At 32.7% G+C, this 17,442-nt stretch carries 16 protein-coding genes; 12 read left to right on the top strand and 4 right to left on the bottom strand.

Annotation, left to right across the window (positions count from 1 at the left end; genetic code table 11):
• Positions 1-36: 36 nt before the first annotated feature.
• Together NLJ82_RS12900 and NLJ82_RS12895 are read left to right on the top strand one after the other, a co-directional pair.
• Positions 37-1,206, top strand: a complete 1,170-nt coding sequence (locus NLJ82_RS12900) for a ParM/StbA family protein (RefSeq protein ID WP_000025610.1) — start codon at positions 37-39, stop codon at positions 1,204-1,206.
• An 11-nt stretch (positions 1,207-1,217) separates the two neighbouring features.
• Entirely contained in the window at positions 1,218-1,553 is a 336-nt protein-coding gene (locus tag NLJ82_RS12895) for a hypothetical protein (protein WP_001257754.1), read from the top strand.
• Positions 1,554-1,663: 110 nt separating this feature from the next.
• Here NLJ82_RS12895 and mleBCA read toward each other — a convergent pair whose 3' ends face one another.
• A complete protein-coding gene (gene mleBCA / locus NLJ82_RS12890; RefSeq protein WP_000136574.1) occupies positions 1,664-2,527 on the bottom strand; it encodes a BCA family alpha/beta fold macrolide esterase in 864 nt (287 codons plus the stop codon).
• 421 nt (positions 2,528-2,948) lie between these two features.
• Here mleBCA and NLJ82_RS12885 point away from each other — a divergent pair, with 421 nt between their 5' ends.
• The gene (locus tag NLJ82_RS12885; RefSeq protein ID WP_000405253.1) at positions 2,949-3,980 is read left to right on the top strand and encodes a DnaA N-terminal domain-containing protein; all 1,032 of its coding nucleotides are present in this window, start codon (positions 2,949-2,951) and stop codon (positions 3,978-3,980) included.
• A gap of 19 nt (positions 3,981-3,999) precedes the next feature.
• Here NLJ82_RS12885 and secY read toward each other — a convergent pair whose 3' ends face one another.
• On the bottom strand, positions 4,000-5,304 hold the full coding sequence (gene secY, locus NLJ82_RS12880; protein ID WP_000490140.1) for a preprotein translocase subunit SecY: 1,305 nt from the start codon (positions 5,302-5,304) through the stop codon (positions 4,000-4,002).
• 448 nt (positions 5,305-5,752) lie between these two features.
• Between secY and NLJ82_RS12875 the strand changes: the two genes are divergently transcribed.
• The 6 genes from NLJ82_RS12875 to NLJ82_RS12850 all read left to right on the top strand — a co-directional run bounded on the left by NLJ82_RS12875 (position 5,753) and on the right by NLJ82_RS12850 (position 14,214).
• Positions 5,753-6,232, top strand: a complete 480-nt coding sequence (locus tag NLJ82_RS12875; RefSeq protein WP_000864416.1) for an AraC family transcriptional regulator — start codon at positions 5,753-5,755, stop codon at positions 6,230-6,232.
• Positions 6,233-6,482: 250 nt separating this feature from the next.
• Complete coding sequence (locus NLJ82_RS12870) at positions 6,483-7,013, top strand: RNA polymerase sigma factor SigX (protein WP_001193473.1); 531 nt, start codon at positions 6,483-6,485, stop codon at positions 7,011-7,013.
• Positions 7,014-7,991 (top strand): DUF4179 domain-containing protein, encoded by a 978-nt coding sequence (locus NLJ82_RS12865; protein WP_000128540.1) that lies wholly within the window; start codon positions 7,014-7,016, stop codon positions 7,989-7,991. It begins immediately after the preceding gene.
• 454 nt (positions 7,992-8,445) lie between these two features.
• Positions 8,446-10,149 (top strand): M4 family metallopeptidase, encoded by a 1,704-nt coding sequence (locus NLJ82_RS12860; RefSeq protein WP_012644437.1) that lies wholly within the window; start codon positions 8,446-8,448, stop codon positions 10,147-10,149.
• Positions 10,150-10,631: 482 nt separating this feature from the next.
• Complete coding sequence (gene pulA, locus NLJ82_RS12855) at positions 10,632-13,190, top strand: type I pullulanase (RefSeq protein ID WP_001178493.1); 2,559 nt, start codon at positions 10,632-10,634, stop codon at positions 13,188-13,190.
• 424 nt (positions 13,191-13,614) lie between these two features.
• Positions 13,615-14,214, top strand: coding sequence for an undecaprenyl-diphosphatase (locus tag NLJ82_RS12850; protein WP_000010587.1), 600 nt, complete (start codon positions 13,615-13,617; stop codon positions 14,212-14,214).
• A gap of 169 nt (positions 14,215-14,383) precedes the next feature.
• Here the strand turns inward: NLJ82_RS12850 and NLJ82_RS12845 are convergent, their stop codons facing one another.
• Positions 14,384-14,566, bottom strand: coding sequence for a hypothetical protein (locus NLJ82_RS12845; RefSeq protein WP_000333407.1), 183 nt, complete (start codon positions 14,564-14,566; stop codon positions 14,384-14,386).
• A 147-nt stretch (positions 14,567-14,713) separates the two neighbouring features.
• Entirely contained in the window at positions 14,714-15,250 is a 537-nt protein-coding gene (locus NLJ82_RS12840; protein WP_001167114.1) for a DinB family protein, read from the bottom strand.
• Between the two features lie 264 nt (positions 15,251-15,514).
• Between NLJ82_RS12840 and NLJ82_RS12835 the strand changes: the two genes are divergently transcribed.
• From NLJ82_RS12835 to NLJ82_RS12825, 3 genes are all read left to right on the top strand, one after another.
• Positions 15,515-16,207, top strand: coding sequence for an HAD family hydrolase (locus NLJ82_RS12835; protein WP_000540743.1), 693 nt, complete (start codon positions 15,515-15,517; stop codon positions 16,205-16,207).
• A 137-nt stretch (positions 16,208-16,344) separates the two neighbouring features.
• On the top strand, positions 16,345-16,713 hold the full coding sequence (locus NLJ82_RS12830) for a DUF4180 domain-containing protein (protein ID WP_000403460.1): 369 nt from the start codon (positions 16,345-16,347) through the stop codon (positions 16,711-16,713).
• A 108-nt stretch (positions 16,714-16,821) separates the two neighbouring features.
• The gene (locus NLJ82_RS12825) at positions 16,822-17,325 is read left to right on the top strand and encodes a MepB family protein (RefSeq protein ID WP_001058774.1); all 504 of its coding nucleotides are present in this window, start codon (positions 16,822-16,824) and stop codon (positions 17,323-17,325) included.
• Positions 17,326-17,442 lie beyond the last annotated feature (117 nt).

The raw sequence follows: 17,442 nt of genomic DNA, 5'->3' as shown, positions 1-17,442 counted from the left end.
TTTGGAAGGGATGTCAGATTAATTTAGGGGGTAGTTATGTCTATTCTTTTAAAAGCTGGTGCTGATGCAGGAAATAATGGTTTGAAGTTAATGGTGAAAGGGCAAGATCCTATTTTTATTCCGAGTATATATGCTTTATATATAGGAGAGCCTACAGGACTTTTAGATGAGGAAGATGTTTCATTATCTGAATTAGAAAATCACATTGACGTGACCATTAGTTCTCCATCGTTAATGTTAAATAATGTGCGGTATATCGTTGGAGAAAAAGTCATTCAAGATCAATTAAAAGGTACTGAGGTTGAGAAGAAATCGAATAAGTCAACTGATGAGTTAATGGTTATTACGATTCTATCTGGTTTAGCCGTAAGTGCTATGCGTCAAAGTCCAACTTCTAGCCATATTAACATTCGATATGATTTATCTGTTGCTCTCCCTATGCAGCTTATTACACAAGAAATAGCGGCGGAAAATGCGAAACGTTATATGGGGAATCATAAGGTTGTGTTCCATTATCCAAACGGACGTGATGTTACAATTAATATTTCCATCGAATATTGCAAATGCCTACCTGAGGGTGCTTCTGGGACGTGGGGCATTGTATATGATGAAGAAGGAAATGTTGTAAAACATAAAATAGAATGTGAACAAAATAAAGTGTCAGAAATTGATTTTGTTGATAAAACATTATTATCTTTTGATATTGGTGCAGGAACGACAGAAGAAGTCGTTTCACTAGGTGTAAACTTTAGACCACAACTAAGTAAGGGTTTATCGTACGGTGTGAAAGAAACGTTACTACAAATTATTACGAGATGGAACCGGAAGTATCCAACAAAGACAATTGATAGTATTACAGAATTCAATCAAATTTATTTAAATGATAAACACCCTAGAAATGCATTATTAGTTGAGGAATCACAACCAGCACTATTAGGTTTAGCAGCGCGCGTTGCAACGGATATTATTAACAAAATTGATGATATGAAAGACGATCCATATGTTTTTATTTATGGCGGGGGCGCAGTTATCATAAAAAATAGCCTGAAAATGATTTTAAAACAAAAAGGGCGTTTAACAAATGTAATCTTTGTAGATAATCCATTATTTACAAATGCACGTGGGTTATTAGTCTACACTTGTTCGCCAAAATATAGAGAGCATAAGCAAAAAGAGTTAGGATTTACAAACTTAACAATAAGTTAGTTGGTGGAAGTATGCGATCTAGGCGATATAAACGTGGTGACCGAGTAAAAATTAATATTCATAAGTCAGTATCACCTGAAATGCTTGCATGGCTGAATAAACAATCAAATCCAACCAACTTCTTTTTCTTTGCAGCGCAGCAACTTTTTAAACAAGTAGGAGATATTGATGTGTCAAAAGCTATACCAAGTAGCCATGTTTTCTCGTTATACGTTGAGCCATCATCTTTATTAAAAGTAGAAGTTAATCCTTTTAAAAGCTTACCACTAGAAGCAAATAAATCCACCGATAATATAAAAAAAAAATCATGGGAAGCTGTTGATCAATTAGATTGTCCGTTTTTTTAAACATAGAAAAATATAAGTATTGCCCATCACTATACATACGGATACAGTGATGGGCGTTTTTACATGTAAAGATAGGAGGGACACAAATTGCGGCGTGCCCCTCCTATTCATTATTTTTCTATTATTTTGGCTGTATGTTCAGTAACAGTATGAATGATGTCTTCCCAGTCATCAGGATGAATCTCATGTCCAGCGCCTTCAAGAGTTAATAGAGCTGAGTTAGGAATCTCATCGATAAGTGCGAGACCATGTTCAAAAGGGAGTGCGGTATCGTCTGTTCCGTGAATGACTAATGTAGGTGCTTGTATGGAGTGAAGCACCCCTTCATATGCATCATCGCCTTGAAGTAAAGCGTGATTAAACATGCTTAATAAATTGTTAGCTCGTTCAATTTCTTGTTTTACTTGATTATAGACTCTTTTTTCATCAAATGTGCGTTTGGACCCGCATAATAGACGGGACCCTGAAACTAAATATTCTGCTACAATATTTTCATTTGTCCAATCTAAATGCGTGCCATTTGCGTGATGTGTTAAAATTCTTTCATCCATCGGGGGTAAGTCACGTGTGTTATTGTCAGAGCCTATCACACTTGTAGCTAGTAATGTTAATGTTAATATTCTTTCGGGATGTTTTACAGCAGCAATTTGAGCGATCATACCGCCTAAAGACATACCAAATAGATGCGCTTTGTCAATATGATAAGCATCTAGTACCCCAATTGCATCTTCAGCCATATCCGTAACGGAATAATTAGAAGTTCCAGGTTCATATGCGACAGAGCGTCCCACATCACGGTTATCAAAACGAATAACAAATTTCCCCGTGTTAGCCAACTGTTCACAAAATTCTTCATCCCAATAAACCATTGAACACGTAGCACCCATAATTAATAAAATAGCTGGATTTTTAGGGTTTCCAAAGCTTTCTGTACATATATCAATCTCGTTTATTTTAAATATCTTTTCAGTCATAGAGTTCTCTCCATTTCTTTTGAATGTAATTAAACATAAAATTTTGAATGACTCTAAGTTGTGTGTTAGATTTGCTTTGTTTTTTGCGTAATTACCCCCAAAAATAAGTTTATGATAATTTAAGGGGAAAAATTTTGAGAAATAATTGTATGTTATTAAAATAAACAGCAAGGGAGAGGACATGAAAGCAATTGTTATAGATCAATATAGTAGTGTTGAAGAATGAAAAGACAGACCAGTTTTAAAACCAGTTGTTAAGAATAACGAGGTATTAAAATGAAGAAGGCGTTAGAGAAGCTTATATTTTGAGTGAATATAAACATGTTTCATTTTATTCATGATACGGATTGACTTTATTTATTGGAAAGGCGTAATATTATCAAGCTATATGAAAGAGATCTGTAAGAAGAGGGGAGTTATTATGGAAATAAATTGGACTGAAGTAAAGGAAAAAATTCGACCGCAAATTTCAAAACCATCATATGAAACTTGGTTTACGAATACTACTGTTTATTTAGAGGATGATATATTAACAATTTATTGTCCAAATGAATTTGCACGTGACTGGTTAGAATCTCATTATAAAGAATTAGTATTTAATACATTAAGAGAAATGTTTAATACGACGTTTGAAATTCAGTTTGATCTATGTAATGGCGAACCATCTAACTTGAAAGATGTCCAAAAAGAAAAGCTTAGTAGCTGGGATGAAGTAAAGAAAGCGTTAAGACCAAAATTAGCAGAGAAAACATTTATGACGTGGATTAGAAATACAAATGCTACGATAAAAGATAATAAAGTAATAATCTTTTGTGAAGATGCGTTTCATCGTGATTTGCTTGAAGGTGAGTATAAAAATATAATTTCAAGTACCGTACAGAAACTTACTGATGAAGAATATCAAATTTGGTTCGAAATAGGATCAAGCGCTACTTCTAAAGCACAGATCCATCACGTGCAAAATAATCAACGTACTTCCGGACAAGAGGAATCAAAAACAATTTGGAATAAAATAAAAGATAAAATGCAATTGAAAATTTCGAGAGCGTCATATGAAACTTGGGTCAAAGAAACGACAGCTAGAATAAATGAAGATTCATTAATCATTTATTTTGAAAACGAATTCCAACAAGAGTGGGTTAAAAAGTCTTATAAAGATTTAATTTCGCAAATAGCTAAAGAGTTAACTGGAAATACATATGAGCTTCAATTTGAATTAAAATCAAATACAAATGCACTAGATAATGCTGGAAAATCAACTGTTAAAGATATCACTTCCGAATTAGGGGAGCAGTTCAAAGTATCCAATAACAGTTTAAAATATAATGATGTAGACGAGAGCAATAAACGCATTCGAGCCCTAGAAGAAAAAATAATGAACTTGGAAAAGATCATTGGTACATTAGTAGAAAAATTAGATGCAGTAGAATTAAAAACACAGTTGGAAAAATAACCAACTGTGTTTTTTTTACTTAATTCGCTTTTTTTATAAACCCTTTATAATGACGTTTTACAAGCTGACTTTCTAACGTTTTCATTGTTTCAAGTGCCACACCGACAATGATCAGTAAGCTTGTACCACCAATTTGTGCAGAAGGTGGTAATGTAGCAATCTTTGTGAATACAAGCGGTAAAATTGAAATTGCACCTAAGAAAATTGCACCGATAAATGTTAAACGGTATAAAATTTTCGTTACATATTGTTCTGTTGATTTACCAGGACGAATACCAGGTACATATCCATTTTGTTTTTTCAAATTCTCTGCCATTTGTTCAGGATTTACTTGAATAAATGCATAGAAGTATGTGAAAGCAACGATAAGACCTACATATAGGGTCATTCCAATTGGATGTGCGAAATCAAGGTTTGCAACTAACCATTTTGATACGCTTGAATCAGGGAAGAGCTGCGCAATTGTACGCGGCGTCATTAAAAATGCGGAAGCAAAGATTACTGGAATTACACCAGCACTATTTACTTTAAGAGGTAAATGAGTGTTTTTTGCTCCTTGATATTGATTGTTGCCTGAAACAGCTTTTGCATATTGAATCGGTATTTTACGCACCGCTTGTTGTATGTAAATAACGCCAACAACTATCGCTAAAATTATAAGACCAATTAAGACCATCTTTATGATGTGCATGAATAATTGATCGCCTGCATTTTGAAATTGTTGCAAATAAATTTGGTTCGCAACATTTGGAATCGCTGCAACAAGTCCTGCGAAGATAATCATCGAAATACCATTACCTACTCCGTTAGCGGTAATTTGTTCACCTAACCAAAGTAAAAATGCAGTTCCTGCAGTTAAAACTGTCGCAATAAATAAGTATGTAGTCCAGCTTTGATCTGTAATTAATTGTCCACCTGCTATATTATTAAAGCCATAAGACATCCCAATGGCTTGTATGAATGCGAGAATGATTGTAAAGTATCGAGTAAATTGAGCTGATTTCTTACGGCCCATTTCTCCTTGCTTTGCCCATTCCGAAAATTTTGGTATGACGTCCATTTGTAGTAATTGTACTATAATGGAAGCTGTAATATATGGTGTAATACCTACAGCAAAGATTGAGAAGTGTTGCAATGCTCCTCCGCCAAATACGTTTAGCATACCTAAAACGTTAGCTTGATCTTGTACTTTTAATACCTCTGCGTTAGTATGAGGAACTGGAATAAACGTGCCAATTCGAAAAACGATTAACATCGCTAATGTAAAAAGGATTTTCCTTCTTATCTCAGCTACTCTCATGAAATTTGAAATCGTACGAAACATTATATCGCCTCCTATATTTTTATCAGTTTAAAACTGATTATTATATCCCGATGAAGTAACCACAAACCTCCTTCCGCATTAAATTCATTTGACAAATGGAATTTTATACATTTTGTAGTTTTCACGGATATAAAAATATAAGGTATTTTTAGCGAGCTATAAGTTTTTCGTAATCATTCAATACACATAATATATCGAATAAATTAACAAATGTACATACATACGCATGAAAAATGAATAAATAGGGTCATTTTTTACATTTATTTAATGATAATCGAAAGAAGGATGCTTTTAATTATTGTATTTCAAGAAATTTGCTAGGACGATGAAAGGAATTCTATTATGTTATTTAGTATAAAAGTGGCAGGGTATTTTTTATTTATGAAGGAATATATGAAAATAAAGGCTAAATAATTTGAGTAGAGATTTGTTAAGGGGAGTGATGTATATGAAAGTGATTATAAAAAATTTACCATCATTAGAAGTGGCATTCATAAGAAGAACTGGTAGTTACTTTGAACCACAAGATCATTGGGGGAAGTTATTGAACTGGTCTATTGAAAATAAGCTTTATCCACCTGAGCAATCATTTATCGGAATTTCATTAGATAACCCTGAACTTGTTGCAAGTCATATGTGCCGACATGATGCTTGCGTTACCATACCTAAAAACTTTGAAAAAGAACAACATGAGGATGTGCAATTTAAAAGTGTAGATGGAGGTCTATACGCTCTATACGAATTCTATGATAAACCTCATAAATTAAGTGAAGTGTATCGATATATGTACGCAGTGTGGTTACCAAATAGTGAATATAGTGCAGATTATGATAGGGATAATTTAGAGTTTTGTATGAACAATGTTGCAGAAGACCTAGAAGGAAAATTAAAGGTTGATTTATTTGTGTCAATAAAAAAGAACAAATAATAAGTAGTATAAATTATAAGCGGTATTAAAAAATTGTTTTTTAATAGTATAAAACCCACTCTTAAAAATAGTTGAGAGTGGGTTTTATGTTGTTATTGAGAAAAAAGTTTACTTTAATTAATATGAATATTTGTTTATATGATGAATGTACGTAATAGTACATAATAAAAATATTATTTTTTTGTCACAAAAATGAGCATTCTGGTTTCTCTATAATGCAGGCATCAAAAGAGAGAGAGGTTTTATTCACATGCAAACAATAAAAAGTGGAGAGAGGAATGTTTCACATATAACATTTGAAGCGTTGTTTAAACAAAACTATGCGTATGTTGTTAAACAAATAATATGGATCATTAAAGAACAGACGGTTGCTGAGGAATTAGCGCAAGAGGTGTTTTTGCAACTGTATCATTCAGATTGGAAAGCAATAGAAAATTTACGTGCTTGGCTTATAAAGTCTTCTACTTATGTCGCCTATAACTACATTCGCTCTGAAAAGAGACATCGGGCAAGAATCGATAAAGAAACCCAGTATCAAGAAGTTCAAATTGATTCGTCACTAGATGATGAATGGATCAGAAAAGAAGAAATTACAAAAGTACAAAGGGTTTTGCGAAAAATGAAAGAACAAGATCGAACAATATTATTAATGAAATTTTCAGGGTTTCGATATAAAGAAATCGCGCAAGTACTTCAGATTGAAGATTCGTCTGTTGGAACATTGTTGGCACGAGCTAAACTTAAGTTCCGAAAAACTTTTGAACAAATGGAGGGGAAATAAATGACTTGTTATGAAATGGGATCCATTCAATCATATATTGATGGCGAACTTTCGCGTGAGGAAAGAAAACAATTTATAAAGCATTTAGACAAATGTAAGAAGTGTCAAAATTTATTAATTGAGCTAACAGAATTAAATCAATGGGAACATTCAACACTAGCCGAGGAGAAGCTTCATGAGGCTCCAGAAATAAATATTGATGTCGAAAAAGCATGGCAAACATTTAATGGTTATAACCAGACTAATAATGTACTTAGTACAAATCAAACGATAGAAAGAAAGCAGGGAGTATTTTCAAATATGAATAAAAAATCAAAACGGTTCATGTATACGTCGGTTGCTGCCGTAGGCATTTTTACTATAGCTATGATCCCGCAAGTTCAAGTTGCAGCAACTAATATTGCTTCTTACTTTGCTAATGAAGTATTAAATGATACGGTTGTGAATGAAGGAAGTAAAGATGAAAACGGTGTACAACAAGAAGGTATGTTGAACGGGCAGTTTATACCTATTGATGAAAAGATAACAGATCAAGGGATAACTGTACATTTTAAAGAATTATATGTGGCAGATGCACGTATATCTGTTCATTATAGAGTGGAGAAAGCCGATGGAACTCTAATGCCATTTGAATTTGATACAAATGGATTAGATATAAAAAGCGATGGAAAAGTAAATGGACAACAAGAAGAAAATCCTGAATATAACACAGGAAATGGTATGTTTTCACAATTATCATTTATTCAAGGTGAAGACAATTCACCATTTGAATTATTGTCAGAAGGAAAACAGTTAGAGCATGTAGGCATTCGTGATAAAGACAGACCAGAAGGCGTCATTACATTTGTTGAAGGTCTTGAAGGAAAAGGTTCCTTTAAACAGCCTTTAACATTAGATGTAAACATAAATAAAATAGGAAAAATAGCTGGATCTTGGAAAGGTCAATTTCAAATTAATCCTGAAAAAGTAAATAAGTAAAACAAATTTATATGAAAAAAAGAATAACACAATACATGTCGAGTGATATCTTTATCTATTGGTTTGCTTTTATAATGCTTATTTCTTACATTATTTTAACTATCTCTTTTATCTACTAATCAAATAGTAACGAAGAATTTCAATGTATGAGATAACTAATTTTTATAAGTTATTGTGCAGCGAAATCACCAAATAAACAATTGAATGAGACGAGCATATACTAATAAATGACACAATGCATAATTTATAATCGTATTTGAAGAGCACCTTAAAGTGCTCTTTTTTTATTGAAATTCATGCACTTATATAAGTTGTTCTTAATTTGAATCATCGTCCTTATATTATGTAATTTTGCATAATGTTACATAAATTGTGTATTTTCCCTTTTTTTCGACAGGAACAGCAAGTATACTTTGTACAAGCTTTCTATTTCAAAATTATACGAGGTGACAAAATGAAAAACAAAAAGACGTTAACTAAGGTAGCATTAACAACAGGTTTAGCTTTAACAGCAGTAGCACCATACGGAGTAGGTCATGCAGAGGAAACAGATCAACTACAAGTTCAAATTCAGGAGGAATCATTCCGTTCAGGTGAACTTACACAACCGTCACAAAAGGCACCAGAGAATGTAGTAAAAGATGCTCTGAAGGAGAAAACAGAACAAGCCCTTTCTTCAAAACAAGTCAATGGAGAAACTGGAGTAGATTATAAAGTTCTTCAAAAACGTGGTTCATATGATGGGACTACACTTGTACGTATACAGCAAACATATGAAGGAAAAGAAGTATATGGCCATCAATTAACTGCACACGTAGATCATAACGGTGTTATTAAAAGTGTTTCAGGCGATAGCGCGCAAAATTTAAAACAAGAAGAATTGAAAAAGCCTATCAATCTATCAAAAGATGAAGCGAAACAATATATTTATACGAAGTACGGGAACGATATCAATTTTATTTCTGAGCCAGAAGTTAAGGAAGTTATTTTTGTTGATGAAAATAATGGACAGGCTAGCAATGCATACCAGGTTACATTTGAAGCGGCAACACCAAAATATGTTTCCGGAACATATTTAGTAAATGCACAAAATGGTGATATGTTAAAAAATATGGTACAAGAGTCTAACTTGAAAGCAAGTGAAAAACTAGTTGGAGCCTTAAAGAAAAGTAAAAAAAGCAGTCTTACATCATTAACGGGCACTGGAAAAGATGATTTAGGGATCTCTCGTTCATTTGGCATTTCTAAACAAAGTAATGGCAAATATGCTCTGGCTGATTATACAAGAGGGCAAGGAATTGAAACATATGATGTGAATTATAGAGATATTACGAAAGAAGAAAGCTATTATCCTGGTACATTAGCAACTAGTACTTCGACAACATTTAACGATCCAAAAGCAGTAAGTGCTCATTACTTAGCAACAAAAGTTTTTGATTTTTATAAAGATAAATACAACCGTAATAGCTTTGATAATAAGGGACAAAAGGTAGTTTCAGTTGTACACGCTTGGGATTCTGAAGAGACGAATGATCCGAAAAATTGGCAGAATGCATTGAGTGCTAATAATGGAAGTATGCTTGTATATGGTGATCCTATCGTCAAAGCATATGACGTAGCTGGCCATGAATTTACACATGCTGTTACTTCTAGTGAATCTAATCTTGAATATTACGGTGAATCTGGTGCGATTAATGAGGCACTATCTGATATTATGGGAACATCTATTGAGAAATACGTAAATAATGGAAGCTTTAACTGGACGATGGGAGAACAAACTGGATCTGTCTTCCGTGATATGGAAAACCCAGCCTCTGTTCCATCTTCACTTGGAGTACCTTATCCAGATGATTACAGCGAATTTAATGATTTTAATGGATGGGATCAAGGTGGCGTTCATTTTAATTCAAGCATTATCAATAAAGTTGCGTATCTCATCGCAAAAGGCGGAACTCATAACGGTGTAACTGTTAAAGGAATTGGTGAAGATAAAATGTTTGATATTTTCTATTACGCAAATACAGATGAGTTAAACATGACTTCTAATTTCAAAGAATTAAGATCAGCATGTATTCGAGTGGCAACTAACAAATATGGTGCAAATTCAGCTGAAGTTCAAACAGTACAAAAGGCATTTGATGCAGCAAAAATTAAGTAAGTTAGAAATATAGTTCTTATTCATATATTATTACATTATGAAAAACAGCTAATGTCGTTTTAAGGATATTAGCTGTTTTTTTCATACCAATGTATTTGAAAAATAAACTTACTAAGCAATCATTAGGTACTCTACCTTTAAGAAGTTGCAACAAAGATTTTAGGTTTATAGTATATAAAAACAGAAAATTAATAATATATTGACCCCTTAATGGGAAGTGCTATAAAATGAAAGCGATAACAAACGATTGTTTTAAAATAATTTCCCTGATCTTTTCGTATTTACAGATATATGAAGACATAAATAAACTATTTTTTTAACAATCAATGCAAACGTTTTCGTATTGGAAAGATCATTGAAATACATATGTGAAAATAACCAATACGGGGGGAGGCAAAAGAGATTTCTAGATTAATTTAAATTGTGTAATGTAGTACGGGCATAATAAATCGTCCGTACTATTTAAAGAAAGGGTGTATGTAGTGCAAATGACAAAAAGATTAATTAACAAATCAGTTTTATTACTTACTATAATTGTTATGTTCGCATCTATTTTCTCTATTCAAAGTGTAAAGGCAGTTTCAAATTCGAAAACAACTGAAGTTATCATTCATTACAAAGAGCAGCTTGGAAATACAAAAGACTGGAATCTTTGGTTATGGGGAGAAAATGCAAATGGTACATCTTATGAATTTACTGGTGAAGATGAATTTGGAAAGTACGCTAAGATTAATATAGATGGTGACTATAATCGTGTAGGATTCATCATTCGTACAAATGAGTGGGAAAAAGATGGTGGGGATCGTTGGATTGAAAATATAAAGGACGGTCGTGCTGAAGTATGGATTCTTTCTGGTGATGAAAAGGTATATAACGCTAAGCCTTCTTCGGATCTATCAATTCAAAAAGCAACTATTGATAGTTTCAATGAAATCACTGTAACGACGAATGCTCCATTTCATATTAAGGAACAGAAAATCGAAATTGAAGGTATTAAAATTAAGAATATTACTCCTTATGATATAAACAGTGGAGATATTACGAATAAGGTGAAAATAATTACGGAACAGAAAATTGATTTAAAACAAACATACAAAGTTAAAATAGAAAACTTAGCTGATACGAATACTGAAATTGGTAAAGTCATTCGTAGTGAGGAATTTGATCATTTATTTTATTATGGTGGTAACGATTTAGGAAATACATATACCGTGCAACATACAAAGTTCCGTGTATGGGCTCCTACTGCGAGTGAAGCGAAGTTAGTTACATATAAAAAATGGAACGATAAAATAGGTACTGAAATAAATATGCAACAAGGTGAAAAGGGCACCTGGAAAGCAGAACTTAAAGGGAATCAAAAAGGTCTCTATTATACGTATAAGGTAAAAATTGGTGATAAGTGGAAAGAAGCAGTTGATCCGTATGCACGTGCTGCTTCTGTAAATGGAGATAAAGGTGCGGTTATTGATTTAGAAGAAACAAATCCGAAAAAATGGAACACGAACAAAAAGCCTAAATTAAAAAATCCGGAAGATGCTATTATTTATGAATTGCATGTACGTGATCTTTCTATTCAGCCCGAAAGTGGCATTAAACAGAAAGGAAAATATTTAGGTGTAACAGAAAAAGGAACAAGAGGGCCTGAAGATGTGAAAACAGGACTTGATCATATAAAAGATCTTGGTGTTACACACGTTCAGCTTTTGCCGATATTTGATTATGCTTCAGTAAATGAAGAGAATGTAAACGAACCACAATATAACTGGGGATATGATCCAAAAAACTTTAACGTACCAGAGGGGTCCTATTCTACAAATCCATACGAGCCAACTGTTCGAATAACTGAATTAAAACAAATGATTCAAACACTACATGATAATAATCTTCGTGTTGTTATGGATGTAGTTTATAACCATATGTATAATGCTGCTGAATCTAATTTTCATAAGTTAGTTCCCGGTTATTATTATCGTTACAATGAAGATGGAACATTTGCAAATGGAACCGGTGTAGGAAATGATACGGCTTCAGAAAGAAAAATGATGAGGAAATTTATGATAGATTCCGTCACATATTGGGCAAAAGAATACAATTTAGACGGATTCCGTTTTGATTTAATGGGTATTCATGATTATGAAACGATGAATGAAATACGTAAAGCTGTTAATCAAATTGACCCTTCTATTATACTGCATGGAGAAGGTTGGGATTTAAATACACCTCTTGCAGCAGAGTTGAAAGCAAATCAAAAAAATGCAGAGAAAATGAAAGGGATTGCTCATTTTAACGATAATATACGTGATGGATTAAAAGGTAGTGTATTTGAAGAGAAAGAAAATGGGTTTGTAAATGGAAAGGAACACATGGAAGACCGTATTAAAAAAGGTATTACCGCAGGCATTGACTATGATACAAATTCGTCGACTTACCAAGATCCAGAGCAGGTACTAACGTATGTGGAAGCACATGATAATCATACATTATGGGATAAACTTGAGTTGACTAATCCAAGTGACAGTGAAGAAGTGCGAAAACAAATGCATAAATTATCTTCTTCGATTTTATTAACATCACAAGGTATTCCGTTCTTACATGCGGGACAAGAGTTTATGCGCACGAAATATGGTGATCATAACAGTTACAAATCTCCAGATTCAATTAACCAGATGGACTGGTTGCGCCGTGCAACGTTTAATAATGAAGTGGATTATATGAAGGGTTTAATAGAATTACGCAAAAAGTACTCAGCTTTTCGAATGACATCTGCAGAGCAAATAAAAACACATGTATCATTTATTGATGCTCCGAAAAATACTATAGCTTATACAATAGAGGGGAATAAAAATGAATACTTTACGGTGGCTCACAATGCAAATAGAGAAACTGTTGAAATAACACTTCCATCGAAAGGTCCTTGGAAAGTACTAGTAGACGGGAAGCAGGCGGGAAGTAAATCCCTTTATGTTGTGCATGACAATAAAATTAAAGTTCCTGCGTTAAGTTCATTTGTTTTAAAAACAGAGAAACCGATTAAATAAATGCCAAAAGCGAACGAAAGATTGTTTTCGCTTCGCTTTTAAAGTTAAAATAGTATAATTTCACATACTGTAATTGTATTACAATTTAATCAATAAAAAAGAGAAGAACTCGCCAAGGTTCTTCTCTTTTTTATGTGTGATTAGGGGTTCCGTAATTGCAGATATACGAGTTTATGAATATAGCAAAAGGCAAGACGATGAATCTATTTTCAAAGTGACGAGAAAATGACAAAACTGTAAGAATGCATGAATGATTGTAAGAAAGTTCGATGTTTTCCTTTTTCTTTTTTTATTAAAGTGAAAAAGAAGAAAGCGGTGTCATAAGAGGTCGGTATTTTTAGGTGGGTACAATAACCAACACTATCCATGTAATAAAAGTATATGGCAATCAGTAAGACACCTTACTAATAAGGAGGGATTTGAAATGTCTTTTTCTCAATTCAATATCGATATTTTTCGAGCCATTAATGATTTAGGTAAACAATATTCATTCCTAAACCCGACCATAGTATTTTTGGCTGAATATATGGTATATATTTTAGCTTTAATTATTTTAGCTTATTGGTTTATTGGATCTAGAAAAAGTAGGATGATGGTTATTCAAGCGATGGTTGCTTTTGTAATTGCTGAGGTGATTGGAAAAGTAGCAGGGAAATTTCATTTGAATTATCAACCGTTTGCAGTATTGCCTCATGTTAATAAACTTGTCGACCATGCTGTAGATAATTCATTTCCTAGTGACCATACGATTCTCTTTTTTTCAATTTGTTTTTCATTTTCGCTTGTGCGTAAAAAAGCTGGATGGCTATGGCTTATACTTGCATTTTGTGTAGCGATTTCTCGTATTTGGGTAGGGGTTCATTATCCTTTTGATATTGCAGCAGGGGCTTTAATAGGGTGTATTTCAGCGATAATTTCGTATTGGTTAGTACCGAAATTATCTTTTATTAGGCAATTACTTACTCAATATGAAAGAGTAGAGAAACATGTTTTACCATCCAAAAACAAATCAAAAGGATTGTGAGTATAAACCTTTATCACCCTCATTACTATTCTTCAAAAGTTGAATGTTCAATGCACTTATTTACATTCATGAAGATGAAAAGGAATGGGTAGTACATCTAGGTAACAAGCTATTTTATTACCTAGATGTATAATCTAAATGCTGTTCCGTTAACATTTTGAATGTATCGTTATTGCAGAATTAAACCTACAATCATAATGAAACTAAATAGTATCATCCAACCAAAGGCACAATAGCCGAAGATTCTAATCCATTTTGGCAATTGATTCATGTTAACTCTATTTGTGGGAACTCCTTGCATAAAAAACATCATTTTTTGATCTCTATCCCTATTATTTTGTTGTTCACACATAATATTATCACCTTTCTAGAACTATTGTGTTTATAGTATATCAGTCTGAAGAAAATTATGTATAAGGGCTCGTTTGCATCTTGCGTGGTGAATTTTATAAATAGCAAAAAAGAGTCCTACATAAATGGGACTCTTTTTCTTCAAGCATTAACTTACTGGATATGCATTAGAACCTAGATAACGTTCTTTTATAATTTGTAGATGATGAAGCTCATGTCCAGCTATGATGTATGCTAATGCACGAACTGTAACTTCAGATTTGTTCGCATTTCCTCTTTGTAACCAAGTGTCTTGATCTAAGCTTTTCAGTAAATGCACGGTAGAGTGGCGAACAACTATTAAATTATCAATAAGATCTTGCATAGATTGCTTATCAAAAGCAGCTTTAAGAACATACATATCATCGTTATAGCCTGGAAGTTCTGCTGTCTCGCCTCGAGCAATAGATAATAAGCGATACGCCATAATACGTTCTGTATCTGCAATATGACCGATTACTTCTTTTATACTCCATTTAGTAGGAGCATATCGGAAAAGTCCCTCACTATCAGAAATCTCTTTTAATAAAAGATTCGTTTCCTCTATTTGTTGTTCTAAAATATGTATAATATTTCCGTCTGATACTAAGTTAACATACGTTGCATAATAAGAGTTATATTCACTTGCCTTTGGTCTAATTTGCATACGAATCATCCTTTATATTTAATCTTTACGTACAGCTTATCACAAAAGAGTTTCAAATTAATCTGAAAGTTCGAGATTACGATTAAAAAATTCACCTACTACCTTAGTTGAAATTGTTTATTTTCACATCAATTAACAAATAGAAAAAGGATTTTTGATTTAACTCTTAGAATATCGTTCTATTACGAGCTCTTTCATATGAATTGTTTTTTTGATTACTTTTGATGATATCTAGGAAATATAGAAAGGTTGTGAATTTATTTGATGGGTTATAAAGCTATGCTGTTTGATTTAGATGATACGTTACTTAATAGGGATATGGCAGTAGATACATTGTTTTTATTTGTTTTAGAAAAATGTTATGAAGATGTTAGTGATACAGTTAAAAACAATATGCTACGGAAATTTAAAGAATATGATAAAAGGGAATACGGCATGAGTGATAAAGCAATAGTTTTAGAATCGTTGTTTGATGAATTCCCGCCGAAGTATAGGTTGCAACGCAATTATATCCAAGATTTTTGGAATAAAAATTTCCCTAAATGTTTTTCAATAGACAAAAATACTATTCATTTCTTACATCATATAAAGAAGCACTTTGAAGTTGGAATTATAACAAATGGCTCAAGTCAGAGGCAAAGGGCTAAAATAATTAACACGAATTTAAACAATTACTTTGATACGATCATTATTTCTGAAGAAGTAGGATTGAGTAAACCGGATAAACGTATATTTGAACTAGCATTAAATAAACTTGATGTGCAACCAGAAGATGTATTATTTGTTGGAGATGACTTAGAAAAGGATATTGCTGGTCCTCAAAATGCAAATATAAAAGGTGTGTGGTTTAACCCTCAGAAAATCAAGAATACTACCAAAATACAACCATATGCCGAGATTAACACTTTGGATAGCTTGTTAAGTTATGTTACGCCACAATATTTTTTTAACAAGTAAAATTAATTTCATTGACCGTATTAGCAATAAAAAATAGAGGCAATTTTAATAGCTGCGGTTAATTTAATCTATGATTCATACGAAGTTTTGTAAAACAATTTTACTTATACTGTGTAAATTATAAAGGGGGGGAGACTATGGAAATAAAGAAAGTAGTAATCGATGGAATCAATATTGCGGTCATTAGAAATGATAAGGTATTAATATCCGATGTTCAATCTGCATTAGATACTATGGCAACTGTTCAATATGAGGTAGATGCGAAGCATATTATTATCCATAAATCTTTAATAAGTGAAGATTTCTTTGATCTAAAAACACGTCTTGCGGGCGATATTCTTCAAAAGTTTATAAACTACAAGGTGAAATTTGCTATTGTTGGAGATTTCTCTATGTATACTAGTAAAAGCTTAAAGGATTTTATTTATGAATGTAATAAAGGTAAAGATATTTTTTACTTAGCAACTGAACAACAAGCAATTGAAAAACTAAGTACATTAAAGTAATAATTATATCCTGCTAAATCCCCCGATTTCACTTAGTTCATGATTATATACGATATAGAAGAACTGACGTTTGTGGTAAACTAAGAAATGAATAAAGGGGGAGTTTTCTTGAACAATTTTAATGATACAATCCGACATTTAAACAATATAGTTTACAAACCTAACAATTTAATAATTACGAATCTAAAAGAAGAAAAGCAAAACGCAGAATATGCAGGATGTTTATTTCACTTAAATAACAAAACCATTCGTTTTAGAAAATCAAAAATTACTCCTAATAAAATTGGTCAATTTGTTTCTTTTTGGGAGAAAGATGACGATATGCAAAATCAAGCATTCTCTTATGACGCTGCTCCTGACTTATTAATTATTACTTGTATAGATGATAACAAACTAGGACAATTTATTTTCCCTAAAGATATTCTTCTTAAAGAAAAAATCTTGAGAACACAAAATCAAAAAGGCAAGATGGCTATGAGGACTTATCCGATCTGGGATACCCCTGTTAGCAACCAAGCTAAAAAGAGCCAAATGTGGCAGCTTCAGTATTTTGTTGATTTAAGCGATCATAATAATTTACCTATAGACAAACTATTACATTTGTATTCGTAGCTTCTTATCTTAAGTAATCTTGTTGGTTAGACTTTTTGTACCGGTACAGTTAAACGAAATGTACATTGTTTCAGTACCCCATCAAAATTACAATCAGCATATACTAGTTTAACTTAT

The organism is Bacillus paranthracis (assembly GCF_024296885.1).
GTDB lineage: Bacteria > Bacillota > Bacilli > Bacillales > Bacillaceae_G > Bacillus_A > Bacillus_A paranthracis.
This window is presented reverse-complemented; position numbering and strand designations above follow the sequence as displayed.

What these genes read in the sequence shown, in the direction of transcription:
- NLJ82_RS12875 (WP_000864416.1), top strand. Translation starts at nt 5,753, where the DNA reads ATGAAAGTGATTATAAAAAATTTACCATCATTAGAAGTGGCATTCATA.
- NLJ82_RS12895 (WP_001257754.1), top strand. Translation starts at nt 1,218, where the DNA reads ATGCGATCTAGGCGATATAAACGTGGTGACCGAGTAAAAATTAATATT.
- NLJ82_RS12840 (WP_001167114.1), bottom strand. Translation starts at nt 15,250, where the DNA reads ATGCAAATTAGACCAAAGGCAAGTGAATATAACTCTTATTATGCAACG.
- NLJ82_RS12835 (WP_000540743.1), top strand. Translation starts at nt 15,515, where the DNA reads ATGGGTTATAAAGCTATGCTGTTTGATTTAGATGATACGTTACTTAAT.
- NLJ82_RS12865 (WP_000128540.1), top strand. Translation starts at nt 7,014, where the DNA reads ATGACTTGTTATGAAATGGGATCCATTCAATCATATATTGATGGCGAA.
- NLJ82_RS12850 (WP_000010587.1), top strand. Translation starts at nt 13,615, where the DNA reads ATGTCTTTTTCTCAATTCAATATCGATATTTTTCGAGCCATTAATGAT.
- mleBCA (WP_000136574.1), bottom strand. Translation starts at nt 2,527, where the DNA reads ATGACTGAAAAGATATTTAAAATAAACGAGATTGATATATGTACAGAA.
- NLJ82_RS12885 (WP_000405253.1), top strand. Translation starts at nt 2,949, where the DNA reads ATGGAAATAAATTGGACTGAAGTAAAGGAAAAAATTCGACCGCAAATT.
- NLJ82_RS12845 (WP_000333407.1), bottom strand. Translation starts at nt 14,566, where the DNA reads ATGTGTGAACAACAAAATAATAGGGATAGAGATCAAAAAATGATGTTT.
- secY (WP_000490140.1), bottom strand. Translation starts at nt 5,304, where the DNA reads ATGTTTCGTACGATTTCAAATTTCATGAGAGTAGCTGAGATAAGAAGG.
- NLJ82_RS12860 (WP_012644437.1), top strand. Translation starts at nt 8,446, where the DNA reads ATGAAAAACAAAAAGACGTTAACTAAGGTAGCATTAACAACAGGTTTA.
- NLJ82_RS12870 (WP_001193473.1), top strand. Translation starts at nt 6,483, where the DNA reads ATGCAAACAATAAAAAGTGGAGAGAGGAATGTTTCACATATAACATTT.
- NLJ82_RS12900 (WP_000025610.1), top strand. Translation starts at nt 37, where the DNA reads ATGTCTATTCTTTTAAAAGCTGGTGCTGATGCAGGAAATAATGGTTTG.
- NLJ82_RS12830 (WP_000403460.1), top strand. Translation starts at nt 16,345, where the DNA reads ATGGAAATAAAGAAAGTAGTAATCGATGGAATCAATATTGCGGTCATT.